12 protein-coding genes are annotated in these 12,225 nt (G+C 70.4%); 8 read left to right on the forward strand and 4 right to left on the reverse strand.

The annotated features are described in order from the left end of the window. The 5 genes from FHT26_RS14770 to ureG all read left to right on the forward strand — a co-directional run bounded on the left by FHT26_RS14770 (window position 1) and on the right by ureG (window position 3,950). Window positions 1–705: a response regulator gene (locus FHT26_RS14770; RefSeq protein WP_168560870.1), complete on the forward strand. Its 705-nt coding sequence runs from the start codon at window positions 1–3 to the stop codon at window positions 703–705. Further along, a complete protein-coding gene (locus tag FHT26_RS14775) occupies window positions 702–1,871 on the forward strand; it encodes an ATP-binding protein (protein ID WP_168560871.1) in 1,170 nt (389 codons plus the stop codon). The genes FHT26_RS14770 and FHT26_RS14775 overlap by 4 nt, the downstream gene beginning before the upstream one ends. A gap of 130 nt (window positions 1,872–2,001) precedes the next feature. Next, entirely contained in the window at window positions 2,002–2,922 is a 921-nt protein-coding gene (locus tag FHT26_RS14780; protein ID WP_168560872.1) for a dioxygenase family protein, read from the forward strand. A gap of 25 nt (window positions 2,923–2,947) precedes the next feature. Then, window positions 2,948–3,241 (forward strand): hypothetical protein, encoded by a 294-nt coding sequence (locus FHT26_RS14785; protein WP_168560873.1) that lies wholly within the window; start codon window positions 2,948–2,950, stop codon window positions 3,239–3,241. A 64-nt stretch (window positions 3,242–3,305) separates the two neighbouring features. Next, on the forward strand, window positions 3,306–3,950 hold the full coding sequence (gene ureG, locus FHT26_RS14790) for an urease accessory protein UreG (RefSeq protein WP_168560874.1): 645 nt from the start codon (window positions 3,306–3,308) through the stop codon (window positions 3,948–3,950). Between the two features lie 42 nt (window positions 3,951–3,992). Here the strand turns inward: ureG and FHT26_RS14795 are convergent, their stop codons facing one another. From FHT26_RS14795 to FHT26_RS14810, 4 genes are read right to left on the reverse strand one after another with little or no spacing between them, the layout of a single operon-like run. Then, window positions 3,993–5,012, reverse strand: coding sequence for a S49 family peptidase (locus tag FHT26_RS14795; RefSeq protein WP_168560875.1), 1,020 nt, complete (start codon window positions 5,010–5,012; stop codon window positions 3,993–3,995). 23 nt (window positions 5,013–5,035) lie between these two features. After that, a complete protein-coding gene (locus FHT26_RS14800; RefSeq protein WP_168560876.1) occupies window positions 5,036–5,455 on the reverse strand; it encodes a Rieske (2Fe-2S) protein in 420 nt (139 codons plus the stop codon). Further along, window positions 5,448–6,110, reverse strand: coding sequence for an HAD family hydrolase (locus tag FHT26_RS14805; protein WP_168560877.1), 663 nt, complete (start codon window positions 6,108–6,110; stop codon window positions 5,448–5,450). The genes FHT26_RS14800 and FHT26_RS14805 overlap by 8 nt, the downstream gene beginning before the upstream one ends. Further along, window positions 6,107–7,120, reverse strand: coding sequence for an RluA family pseudouridine synthase (locus tag FHT26_RS14810; protein WP_349238152.1), 1,014 nt, complete (start codon window positions 7,118–7,120; stop codon window positions 6,107–6,109). Before FHT26_RS14810 ends, FHT26_RS14805 begins: the two co-directional genes overlap by 4 nt. A gap of 685 nt (window positions 7,121–7,805) precedes the next feature. Between FHT26_RS14810 and FHT26_RS14815 the strand changes: the two genes are divergently transcribed. From FHT26_RS14815 to FHT26_RS14825, 3 genes are all read left to right on the forward strand, one after another. Next, a complete protein-coding gene (locus FHT26_RS14815; protein WP_168560879.1) occupies window positions 7,806–10,970 on the forward strand; it encodes an Rne/Rng family ribonuclease in 3,165 nt (1,054 codons plus the stop codon). Window positions 10,971–11,133: 163 nt separating this feature from the next. Next, complete coding sequence (locus FHT26_RS14820) at window positions 11,134–11,568, forward strand: nuclear transport factor 2 family protein (RefSeq protein WP_168560880.1); 435 nt, start codon at window positions 11,134–11,136, stop codon at window positions 11,566–11,568. 5 nt (window positions 11,569–11,573) lie between these two features. Further along, complete coding sequence (locus tag FHT26_RS14825) at window positions 11,574–12,224, forward strand: methylamine utilization protein (RefSeq protein WP_168560881.1); 651 nt, start codon at window positions 11,574–11,576, stop codon at window positions 12,222–12,224. Window position 12,225: the final 1 nt, after the last annotated feature.

A 12,225-nucleotide genomic window follows, 5' to 3' on the forward strand; every position in this document is an offset into this window, starting at 1 on the left:
ATGATCCACGCCCTGCTGGTCGACGACGACCTCGACCTGCGCCAGCTCGTCAGCGACTACCTGCAGCGCTACGGCATGCGGGTGACCGCGGTGGCCGATGCCGCGAGCCTGCGCCGCGTGCTGCGCGCGGGCCTGGGCGGCCCCGACCCGTTCAAGGTGCTGCTGCTCGACCTGATGCTGCCCGACGGCAACGGACTCGACGTGTTCCGCTGGGTGCGCGAGGTCGCGCCGCTGCCGGTGATCATGCTGACCGCGCAGGGCGATCCGGCGAGCCGCGTCGTCGGGCTGGAGCTCGGCGCCGACGACTACCTGCCCAAGCCCTTCGAGCCGCGCGAGCTGGTGGCGCGCATCCATGCGGTGCTGCGCCGCGCCGGGGCCGCTCCGGTCGCGGCGCCGACCGCGACCGTGCTGCAGTTCGCCGGCTGGACCTTCGACCGGCTGCGCCGCCAGCTGACCTCGCCGCAGCAGGTGGTGGTGGCGCTGTCGTCGGCGGAGTTCCGGCTGCTGTCGGCCTTCGTCGACCACCCGAACCGGGTGCTGAGCCGCGACCAGCTGCTCGACCTGACGCGCGCGCCGGGCGCCGACGTGACCGACCGCAGCATCGACCTGACGGTGTCGCGGCTGCGCCAGAAGCTCGACGAGCCGACGCTGATCCGCACCGTGCGCGGCGAGGGCTACCTGTTCGACGGCGGGGCGGGCGCTTGAACCTGCGGCACCGCTTGCGGCGGCTGTTCGGCGACACGCTGTTCAAGCGCCTGATGCTGCTGATGTGGGTCGCGCTGGTGGCGAGTCACTTCCTCAGCTTTGCGGCGGTGCGCAGCCTCGCCGATGGCCTGGGCGAGGCGCGACCGATGCGCGTGCCGGCACCGGGGCCCGGGCCGGACGGCATGGGTGTGCCGCCGCTGTCGTCGCTGCCGCCCGGGGTGCTGCCCGACGGCGGACGGGGCAGACCGCCGCCCGACCGGCAGCCCGGCGGCTCGCCGCCGCTGCGCGCGCTGTGGCTCGACTACCTGGTGCGCTTCCTCGTGATCGGCGGCGCCGCCTGGTGGGGCGCGCAGTGGCTGTCGCAGCCGATGCGCCGGCTCGCCGACGCGTCGCGCTCGCTCGGCCAGGCCATCGCACAACGCCGGCCGGCGCCGACGCTCGACGAGCACGAAGGCACGCGCGAGGTGCGCCAGGCCGCGCAGGTCTTCAACACGATGGCGCAGCGCCTGCACCAGCAGTTCGATGCGCAAGGCCTGCTGATGGCCGCGATCTCGCACGACCTGCGCACGCCGCTGGCCCGGCTGCGCCTGCGGCTCGAGACGATGGAGCCCGGCACGCAGACCGAGCGCTGCATCGCCGACCTGCGGGAGATGGATGCGCTGATCGGCAGCGTGCTGGCGATGGTCCGCGACCAACATGCGCCGCAGGCGCACCAGCGCGTCGACCTGCGCGCGCTGCTGCAGGCGCAGGTCGACGACCGGGTCGAGCAAGGACTGGCGGTGCGCATCGCCGACGACAGCGCCGGCGACGCGGTGGTCCTCGCGCAGCCGGAAGCGCTCGGCCGGATCCTCGGCAACCTGATCGGCAACGCGCTGCGCCATGCCGGTTCGGCCGAACTGAGCCTGCTCGGGTCTCCCGGCGAACTGGAACTGCGCGTCGACGACCGCGGCCCCGGCATCCCCGAAGACCAGCTGGAAGCCGTGTTCCGGCCGTTCTACCGGGTCGACGGCGCACGCCATGGGGAGGTCGGCAACAGCACCAGCGGTGGCAACGGGCTCGGCCTGTACATCGCCCGCGACCTGGCCGAGCGGCTCGGCGGCCGCCTGAGCCTGTCGAACCGGCCCGACGGCGGGCTGCGGGCCCGGCTGCTGCTGCCAAGCGCCTGAACAGCTCGCGTCCGCGCCTCCAGACACAGTTCAAATGGACCGTGTCCAAGTTGATACAAAGCATCGATATTCGCGATACAGCCGGCCGCGAGCATGGGCAGTTCCACAGCCACCGCCTCGTGCCACTGCCATGCCGAACCTCCATCGCGATCGTCAACCCGACCTCGTCCACGCCTCATGCCAGTCCCTCGGACAGCCCGACGAGCACGACTTCGGCCTCGTCCACGACCTGCAGGTCATGCAGCGCCGCCGCGCGCTGACCTGGCTGGCCGGTGTCGGCGCGGCGTCGTTGCTCGGCTGCGGTGGTGGTGGCAGTGCCGCAAGCACCGACTCCAGCAGCTCCTCCAGCTCCAGCGGGTCGGATGGTTCCGGTGGATCTTCCGACTCCGGCACCTCGGCATCGTGCTCGGTGATCCCCGAGGAAACCGCCGGCCCGTACCCCGGCGACGGCTCGAACACCGTGAACGGCAGCATCGCCAACGTGCTGGGTGTCAGCGGCATCGTGCGCAGCGACATCCGCCCGAGCCTGCCCGCCAGCCTCGGCACGGCGGCCGGCGTCACGCTGACGGTCACGCTGACGCTGGTCGACACCAACGCCAGCTGCGCCGACCTGTCGGGCCATGCCATCTACCTGTGGCACTGCGACCGCGAGGGCCGCTACTCGATGTACTCGTCGGGCGTCACGGACCAGAACTACCTGCGCGGCGTGCAAGAGACCGATGCCAACGGCCAGGTCACGTTCAGCACGGTGTTCCCCGGCTGCTATTCGGGCCGCATGCCGCACATCCATTTCGAGGTGTACCGCAGCCTCGCCACCGCAACCTCGTCGACCAGCAAGATCAAGACCTCGCAGATGGCCTTCCCGGTCGCCGACTGCAGCACCATCTACAGCTCCGCCAGCGGCTACAGCGCGAGCGTGACCCACCTGAACCAGATGAGCTTCGCGACCGACAACGTGTTCAGCGACGGCACCACGCTGCAGATGGCCACGCTGAGCGGCAGCGTCGCGGCCGGCTACACCGCCGCGCTGACCGTCGGCATCGCGGCATGAATCACCACACGAAGGAGACAGCGACATGACGACCCTCAGAAGCACCATCACCATCACCGCCGCCGCGGCCACCGTGCTGCTGGCGCTCCCGCTGGCCGGCTTCGCCGCCGACCCGACGCCGCCGCAAGGCGGCAAGCCGCCCGCACCGCCGCCCGAGGCGATCGCGGCCTGCAACGGCAAGGCCGAAGGCGCCACCGCGAGCTTCGCCGGCCGCAACGGCGAAACCATCACCGGCACCTGCCAGAAGATCGGCGACGTGCTGGCGCTGCGCCCGGCAGGCGGCCAGGGCGGGGGCAAGCCGCCCGCCAAGAAGGGCTGAACGCACGGCGCCCGCGACGGGCACTACACTCGGTTCGTCCCCCGAACGAACCGAGCCTGCCCCGATGAGCGCCGCACTGCACAGCATTCCCCACCGCACGAAGAAACTGCCGCCGCTGCGCGTCGGCGTCGGCGGCCCGGTCGGTTCCGGCAAGACCACGCTGGTCGAGATGCTGTGCAAGACGATGCGCGCACGCTACGACCTGGTGGTCGTCACGAACGACATCTACACCAAGGAAGACCAGCGCCTGCTGACGGTGGCCGGCGCGCTGGAGGCCGAGCGCATCATGGGCGTCGAGACCGGCGGCTGCCCGCACACCGCGATCCGCGAAGACGCGTCGATCAACCTCGAAGCGGTCGACCGCATGCTCGGCAAGTTCCCGGATGCCGACATCGTGTTCATCGAGTCCGGCGGCGACAACCTGGCGGCCACCTTCAGTCCCGAACTGAGCGACCTGACGATCTACGTGATCGACGTCGCGGCCGGCGAGAAGATCCCGCGCAAGGGCGGCCCCGGCATCACGAAGAGCGACCTGTTCGTGATCAACAAGACCGACCTCGCACCCCATGTCGGCGCCGACCTGTCGGTGATGGAGGCCGACACGAAACGCATGCGGCCGAGCCGGCCCTATGTGATGAGCAACCTGAAGACCCACGCCGGCCTTGCCGAGGTGGTCGCCTTCATCGAGAAGCGCGGCATGCTGGTGTAGCCCGGATGCCGATCCGGGCGCAGCGCATCGGAGGCGCGACCCTCAGCGCAAATTCAGCGTGCTCTGCAGCGCGCGCACCGCACCCGCCCCGATCGACGCGCCGAAGCGCTTGGCCAGCCGCTCGGCGACGTTGTCGCGCGGCGTGTAGTCGATCACCTCTTCGGCCTTCACCACGTCGCGCGCCACCATGTCGAGGTTGCCGAGGTGGTCGATCAGGCCCATCTCCAGCGCCTGCTGGCCGTTCCAGAACAGGCCGCTGAAGGTGTCGGGACCGATCTTCAGCCGCTTGCCGCGGCCTTCCTTCACGACGCCGATGAACTGCTGGTGGATCTGGTCGAGCATCGCCTGCGTGTAGGCCCGCTGCTTCTCGCTGACCGGCGAGAACGGATCGCCGATGCCCTTGTTCTCGCCTGCGGTCTGCAGCCGGCGCTCGACGCCCAGCTTCTCCATCGCGCCGGTGAAGCCGAAGCCGTCCATCAGCACGCCGATCGAGCCGACGATCGAGGCCTTGTCGGCGTAGATCTCGTCGGCTGCGACCGCGATGTAGTACGCGCCCGACGCGCAGGTTTCCTCGACCACCGCATACACCTTCTTCTGGTGCTTGGCCTTCAGCCGGCGGATCTCGTCGTTGATGATGCCGGCCTGCACCGGGCTGCCGCCCGGCGAGTTGATGCGCAGCACGATGGCCTGCGCGCCTTCGTCTTCGAACGCGTTCTTCAGCGCGCCGACCAGCAGCTCGGCGCTCGCCTCGGTGTCGGAGGCGATCTCGCCGCGCACCTCGACCAGCGCGGTGTGCGGCCCGCTCGGCGTGGCCGCATGGTTGCGCGCTGTCACCAGCGCCCACGCGATCACCGCGAACAGCAGCAGCCAGCTCCAGCGGAAGAACAGCTTCCAGCGGCGATCGGTGCGACGGTCCTTGAAGAAGGCGCGGGCCAGTTCGTCGACGGTCTCTTCCATCGACGGCCGGGCGGCCGCGGCAACGGGAGCCGGCGCCGCGGGCAGCGCAGGAGAAGGAACAGGCGCGGCAGCGTCGGGCGAGGGCAACTCGTCGTGCGGATTCATGCAGGGCTTTCGGCGGCCTTCGTTCAGGACTCTCGGTCTGCGAAGGCGGGTTGGACGTCGCGCGAAGGATACCAATAGACCTCGCCGGCCTCTTCCTCGACGCGCAATTCCGTGAGCTTGCCGCGGCCACACGGGCCGGCGACGCAGCGGCCGTTCAGCGGGTCGTAGGCCGCGCCGTGGATCGAGCACAGGATGAACTCGCGCCCGCTGTCGAGGAACTCGCCGGGCTGCCAGTCCATCTCGGTCGGCACGTGCACGCAGCGGTTCAGGTAGGCGACGACGCGGCCGTCGAAGCGCAGCGCGAAGGCCCGCGTGGGCTCGCGGTACTGCAGCACGTCGAACACCAGCGCACTGCCCTTCTCGACCAGCTGCGTCGCGGCGCACAGGTGGCGCCGTTCGGCCGGCGCGGGCATCAGCGACGGCGGCAGCAGCGGATCAGCCATGTTGCCTCAGCCACTCGCCCAACTCGGGCACCGAATGCGCGACGAAGCGCGGCGCCAAGCTGTCGAAGGCCTCCGGCGCATGCGCGCCGTAGCTGACGCCGACGCTGGCGACGCCGGCGTTCATCGCCATCTGCAGGTCGTGCGTGGTGTCGCCGATCATCAGCGTGCGTTCGGGCTCGACGCCGAACTCGGCCATCAGCTCGTGCAGCATCTGCGGGTGCGGCTTCGACGCGGTCTCGTCGGCGGTGCGGGTGGCGTCGAAATGGCGCAGCAGGTCGGCGCTGCGCAGCGCTTCGTCGAGCCCGCGGCGCGACTTGCCGGTGGCGACGCCCAGCCAGTGGTTGCGGGCCTTCAGCGCAGCCAGCATCTCCAGCGTGCCGGGGAACAGCACGATCTCGTGCTGGCGTGCGAAATAGTGGTGGCGGTAGCGGTCGGCCAGCGCCGGGTACTGCTCGCGGGTCAGGCCCGGCGCGGCATGCTGCAGCGCCTCGGCCAGGCCGAGCCCGATCACGTAGCTGGCGGCTTCGTCGCTCGGGACCACGGTGCCCACGTCGGCGCAGGCCGCCTGGATGCAGCGGGCGATCAGCGTGGTCGAGTCGAACAGCGTGCCGTCCCAATCGAAGGCGATCAGATCGAACTGGCGAGGACGGTTCATGACGGCAGGGTCTGGAGGAACGAACTGCATTCTGCCGGCAACGGCGCCTCGAGTTCGATGGCCTCGCCGCTGGCGGGGTGCTCGAAGCGCAGCCGCCGCGCGTGCAGGAACATCCGCTCGAAGCGCACGCCTTTCACCGCCTCGCCGCGCGCCAGCGCCTTGTTGACCGCGAAATCGCCGTACTTCTCGTCGCCGGCGATCGGGTGGCCCTCGTGCGCCAGGTGGACGCGGATCTGGTGCGTGCGGCCGGTCTTGATGGTCACGTCGAGCAGCGTGAAGCCGGCATAGGCCTGCGCGATGCGCACCAGCGTGATCGAGCGGCGGCCCTCGGGCTCCCGGTCACCCTGAGCCTGTCGAAGGGCCCGATCATCCTGAGCTTGTCGAAGGACGGCCCGCACGCGGCGTTCGCCTTCGCCGGTCAGGAACTTGTGCAGGGCCACGTCGATGACCTTGCGCGACGCCGGCCAGGCGCCGACCACCAGCGCCGCATAGGTCTTGCCGGTCTCGCGGCTGCGGAACTGCTCCTGCAACGCGACCAGCGCCGAGCGCTTCTTCGCGATCAGCAGCAGGCCGGAGGTCTCCTTGTCGAGCCGGTGCACCAGTTCGAGGAAGCGGGCGGTCGGCCGCGCCTGGCGCAGCTGCTCGATGACGCCCGAGCTGACGCCGCTGCCGCCGTGCACCGCGACGCCGGCCGGCTTGTTGATTGCGATCAGGTGCTCGTCCTCGAACACCACCGGGAATTCGCGCGCCGGCGCGGGCGGCACCGCCGACGGATCGGCCGTGCGCACCGGCGGCACGCGCACCAGGTCGCCGATCGCCAGGCGGGTATCGGCGGCGGCCCGGCCCTTGTTGACGCGCACCTCGCCGGAGCGGATCACGCGATAGACGTGGGTCTTGGGCACGCCCTTCAGCAGCTTGATCAGGAAATTGTCGAGCCGCTGGCCCTCGGAGCCTTCATCGACCTCGACCTGCTGGACGGCCGGCGCAGCCGCCCCGGCCGGAGCCCCCACCGCGGTGCTTGCCGGCCGACCTGCTTTGGCCCCTATAATGCGTTGCACCACGTTGTTGTCGTAAGTGTTTGATTTATCTGAGTTTAACGTCGATGGCGTTGAACCCGCGCTTGCGACGGCGGTGGCGGCCGAGCCCGAGGGCCCGGCCAACAGGTGATGCAACATGCCCGGCCCGCAGTCAGGCCCCGTCCCCACGCGACGAGGCGGCACACAGCCCGGCATGGCAGAGAAACAAAGAACGAACCCCTGTCAAAAAGGTTTCCAGGCAGGAGACATCGAAGCAGGGTCCTCGCTTACCGGCGGCGACCGCGTCTTCAGCCTCCTTCCCGCGCCCAGTAGTCATTGCGGAACATGCTCCCGGCTCCCACCCTCCACCACTGCCCACCGTGTGCCTTGCGCACCGCAACCCGGCCTCGTGCCTGCGGGTCTGCGCTGGCCGGCCGTGCCGGGGTCGTGCCTCGAACACCGGCCTCGCGCCCCGCAACGCCCACTGTCTCGCATGCGCCAACGCTGCCTGACCGGCCGATCCACTGATCGATCCCGCGTCAACGCAGTCCAGGGCGATTCCTTCCGGTTCATCCACGTTTCTCGTGCATCGATGAGTCGCCCCTGAGGTTTCAGAGGCGGCATGTTGAATGGCTGCCGCTCGCGCATAACACAGCGCGGCGGTGGCGAAGGAGCGCACATGAAACGCATGCTGATCAATGCGACGCAGCCCGAAGAGCGTCGCCTCGCGATCGTCGACGGCCAGAAGCTGCTCGATTTCGAGACCGAGATCGAAGGCCGCGAGCAACGCAAGGGCAACATCTACAAGGCCGTCGTCACGCGCGTCGAGCCGTCTCTCGAAGCCTGCTTCGTCGACTACGGCGAAGACCGCCACGGCTTCCTGCCGTTCAAGGAAATCTCGAAGAACTACTTCCGCGACGGCGCCGACGTGCGCAACGCGCGCATCCAGGACGCGATCCGCGAAGGCGACCAGCTGCTGGTCCAGGTCGAGAAGGAAGAGCGCGGCAACAAGGGCGCGGCCCTGACCACCTTCGTCTCGCTGGCCGGACGCTACCTCGTGCTGATGCCCAACAACCCGCGCGGCGGCGGCGTGAGCCGGCGCATCGAGGGCGAGGAGCGCGAGGAGCTGAAGGAAAACCTCGACCAGCTCGAGTACCCGAAGGGCATGAGCCTGATCGCCCGCACCGCCGGCATCGGCCGCAGCGCCGTCGAGCTGCAGTGGGACCTGAACTACATGCTGAAGCTGTGGAGCGCCATCGACGGCGCATCGCAGGGCGGCAAGGGCGCGTTCCTGATCTACCAGGAATCGTCGCTGGTGATCCGCGCGATCCGCGACTACTTCACGTCGGATGTCGGCGAGATCCTGATCGACACCGACGACATCTACGACCAGGCGATGCAGTTCATGAACCACGTGATGCCGGAATCGGCCGCACGTGTGAAGCGCTATCGCGACGACGCCCCGCTGTTCTCGCGCTTCCAGATCGAGCACCAGATCGAGACCGCGTTCTCGCGCACGGTGAACCTGCCGTCGGGCGGCGCGATCGTGATCGACCACACCGAGGCGCTGGTGTCGGTCGACGTCAACTCGGCCCGCTCGACGCGCGGCAGCGACATCGAGGAAACCGCGACCCGCACCAACCTGGAAGCCGCCGACGAGATCGCGCGCCAGATGCGGCTGCGCGACCTGGGTGGCCTGATCGTCGTCGACTTCATCGACATGGAAGAGTCGAAGAACCGCCGCGAGGTCGAGACCCGGCTGCGCGATGCGCTGCGCCAGGACCGCGCCCGCGTGCAGTTCAGCTCGATCAGCAAGTTCGGCCTGCTCGAACTGAGCCGCCAGCGCCTGCGCCCGGCGCTGAGCGAAGGCAGCCACATCACCTGCCCGCGTTGCAACGGCACCGGCCACATCCGCGACACCGAGTCCAGCGCGCTGCAGATCCTGCGCATGGTCCAGGAAGAGTCGATGAAGGACAACACCGCCGCCGTGCACGTGCAGGTGCCGGTGGAGGTGACCTCGTTCCTGCTGAACGAGAAGCGCACCGAGATCACGAAGATCGAACTGAAGCAGCGCATCACCGTGCTGCTGGTGCCGAACAAGCACCTGGACACGCCGAACTACAAGCTCGAGCGCCTGCGCCACGACGACCCGCGCCTGGAGAACCTGCAGGTCAGCTACTCGATGATCGAGGAGCCGGACGACGAGGTCGGCATCACGCGTCGCGAGAAGGCCAAGCCGAAACAGGAGCCGGTCATCAAGGGCATCCTGCCGGAAACGCCGGCACCGATCGTGCCGCCGAAGCCCGCGCCCGCACCGGTCGCGGCACCGGTGGCCGCCGCACCCGCGCCGGCACCGGTCGCGACCCCGACGCCGGCAGGCGGTGGCTTCTTCGGCTGGGTCAAGCGCCTGTTCGGCGCCGGCGAGCCGGAGGTCGCACCAGCGGTGAAGGCCCCGGCAGCGACCGGCGAGGCCGGCGCGAAGCGCGATGGCCGCGGCGAGCGTGGCGATCGAGGCAATGGCCGCGGCAACGGCCGTGGCGAACGCGACGGCAAGCGCGATGGGCGCCGCGGCGAGCGCGGCGGTGATCGCAACCGTGGCGAGGGCCGCCCCGAAGGCGGACGCGGCGAAGGGCGTGGTGAAGGGCGAGGCGAAGGCCGCGGTGAGCCGCGCGCCGAGGGCCGCCCGGAAGGACGCGGCGAACGCCCGGAACGGGGCGAGCGCAACGAGCGCGGTGGCCGCCGCGGCGAGCGGGCCGAGCGGGTCGACGAAGTGGCTGCCGGCGTCGACGCCGGCGCTGCGGTCGCGACGCCGCGCACGGACGAGCGTCCGCCGCGTGGTGAAGGACGAGGAGAAGGTCGCGGCGAAGGCCGTGGCGACAGCAGCCGCCGCGGTCCGCGTCCCGAGCGCGAACGCCGTCCGGCCGATGCGCCGGTCGACGGTGCCGTGACCGACGTCGCTCCGGCGCAGGCCTTCAGCGACACCGTGCCGAGTCCCGACGCCGAAGGCGGCGAGGTCCGCGAAGGCGGCCGTCGCCGTCGCCGTGGCCGCGGTGGCCGCGACCGCGACGAGGCTCGAAACGGCGAAGCCGTCGTGAGCGAGGGCGGTGCCGAACAGGTCGCCGACGCGCCAGGTGAAGAGGGTGCGGTCCGCGCCGAGCGGGCGGTGGATGCCGCGGCTCAGCAGGCCGACAACGCCGAATCCTCCGGTGCACCGGAGGGCGGCGACGCCACGCCGGAAGGCGGCGAGCGCGATGGGCGCCGCCGTGGCCGCGGCCGGGATCGCCAGCGCCGTGAACGGCGCGACGAGACCGAAGGCGGCACACCGTCGGCCGAAGGTGCCGAAGCCGGCGCCTCGGGCGATGTCCCGGCCGCTGCGGTGGCCGAACCGGTGTACCGCCCGGAGATCGCCGAAGCGCCGGCCTACACGCCGCCGGTCCAGGCGTACGTCGCAGCGCCTGTCGCCGCACCCGCTGAGCCGGTCGCCGCTCCGGTGGTGGCCGCAGCGCCGGTCGTTGCGGCTCCGGTCGCCGCGCCCGTGGCGGCGCCGGTCGCTGCACCGGTCGCCTCTCCGGTCGCTGCGCCGGCCGCACGCTTCGTGCTGCCTCTGGCCGACCTGCAATCGGTCGCCGAGACGGCCGGGCTCGAATGGGTCAACTCGGATGCCGAGAAGATCCGGGCCGTCCAGGAAGCGATGGCCCGCGAGCCGAAGCCGATCCACGTGCCGCGCGAGCCCCGCCCGCCGGTCGCGATCGACGAAGGTCCGCTGGTGCTGGTCGAGACGCGCAAGGACCTGTCGCAGGTCAAGCTGCCGTTCGAATCGGAGTCCGGCAATCCGATGGCTTGAACGCGATCCGACAGCGTGAACGACGGCGCCTTCGGGCGCCGTTTTTCATGCCGCGCGGCATATGCACGAACCCCACCCGCTGGCGCGTTCCGGTGCCTTGCCCGCCGGGGTCGGCGCATGCCATCCTCCTGGGACGCCTCTGCCGCCGTCCCAGGAGTTCGCCATGAAGAGACTCGCCTTGCTGCTCGCCTGCTGCATCCCCTTCTTCGCGGCAGCCGGCCCGCTCGACGAACGCGCCGCCGAGGCGCACCTGAAGGCGGTGGCCGCCGGCAACGTCGACGCACTGATGCAGGCCTATGGCGACGACCCGTGGATGGACTGGGTCGGCGGCCCGCTCGACGGCCGCTACCGCGGCACCGATGCATTGCGCCAGCTGTGGACCCGCTTCGCCGCCGCGAACGACAACCAGCCGCGCACGCTGCAACGCAGCGTGATCACACAGAACGCGAATCCGAAGGGCGTGACGCTGACAGCCGTCGCCGAGTACGCCGGCAAGACCACCGTGCGCGTGCGCCACGTGCTGGTCTACCGCGACGCCAGGCTCGTCAGCGAGGTCTGGCAGATCGATCCGACTGCCGTGCTGACGCCGGCGCCCTGAGCTCGATGCCGCGCCGCGCGACAGCCGCCGCGCTGGCGGCGATCGGCCTGCTGGCCATCGGCTCGGCGCAGGCCGCCTCCGCGACCGTCGAAGTGCGGACGCCGAGCGGCGCGCCGGTCGCCGATGCCGTCGTGTGGCTGGAGCCCGCCGCCGCGTCGACCGCCAGGCGGCCGCCACCCGGCCGGGCCGAGATTCGCCAGGTGAAGCTGGAGTTCGTGCCGTTCGTCAGCGTGCTGCCGGTCGGCACGCGGGTGGATTTTCCGAACCGCGACAAGGTCAAGCACCACGTCTACTCGTTCTCGAGTGCGAAGAGCTTCGAGATCCAGCTTTACAGCGGCATGCCCGTCGAGCCGGTGGTGTTCGACAAGCCCGGGCCGGTCGTGCTCGGCTGCAACATCCACGACTGGATGGAGGCCTACGTGATGGTGGTCGACTCGGCCTGGTACGGCAAGTCGGAGGCATCGGGGCGCATCGCCCTCGGTGCCGTGGCGCCGGGCCGCTACCTGCTGCACGCCTGGCACCCGTACCAGAAGGCGTCGGTGGCGCCCCAGGCGGTGGACCTCACGAAGGCGCGCGACGCCGCAGCGTGGCGGGTCGACATCGAACTCGTCGTGCCGCCGCGCAAGCCGCGCCGGCCGCTCGACGAGCATTACTGAA

Source organism: Rhizobacter sp. SG703 (assembly GCF_012275445.1).
Lineage (GTDB): Bacteria > Pseudomonadota > Gammaproteobacteria > Burkholderiales > Burkholderiaceae_C > Rhizobacter.

What these genes read in the sequence shown, in the direction of transcription:
- FHT26_RS14770 (WP_168560870.1), top strand. Translation starts at nt 1, where the DNA reads ATGATCCACGCCCTGCTGGTCGACGACGACCTCGACCTGCGCCAGCTC.
- FHT26_RS14780 (WP_168560872.1), top strand. Translation starts at nt 2,002, where the DNA reads ATGCCGAACCTCCATCGCGATCGTCAACCCGACCTCGTCCACGCCTCA.
- FHT26_RS14785 (WP_168560873.1), top strand. Translation starts at nt 2,948, where the DNA reads ATGACGACCCTCAGAAGCACCATCACCATCACCGCCGCCGCGGCCACC.
- ureG (WP_168560874.1), top strand. Translation starts at nt 3,306, where the DNA reads ATGAGCGCCGCACTGCACAGCATTCCCCACCGCACGAAGAAACTGCCG.
- FHT26_RS14795 (WP_168560875.1), bottom strand. Translation starts at nt 5,012, where the DNA reads ATGAATCCGCACGACGAGTTGCCCTCGCCCGACGCTGCCGCGCCTGTT.
- FHT26_RS14800 (WP_168560876.1), bottom strand. Translation starts at nt 5,455, where the DNA reads ATGGCTGATCCGCTGCTGCCGCCGTCGCTGATGCCCGCGCCGGCCGAA.
- FHT26_RS14805 (WP_168560877.1), bottom strand. Translation starts at nt 6,110, where the DNA reads ATGAACCGTCCTCGCCAGTTCGATCTGATCGCCTTCGATTGGGACGGC.
- FHT26_RS14815 (WP_168560879.1), top strand. Translation starts at nt 7,806, where the DNA reads ATGAAACGCATGCTGATCAATGCGACGCAGCCCGAAGAGCGTCGCCTC.
- FHT26_RS14820 (WP_168560880.1), top strand. Translation starts at nt 11,134, where the DNA reads ATGAAGAGACTCGCCTTGCTGCTCGCCTGCTGCATCCCCTTCTTCGCG.
- FHT26_RS14825 (WP_168560881.1), top strand. Translation starts at nt 11,574, where the DNA reads ATGCCGCGCCGCGCGACAGCCGCCGCGCTGGCGGCGATCGGCCTGCTG.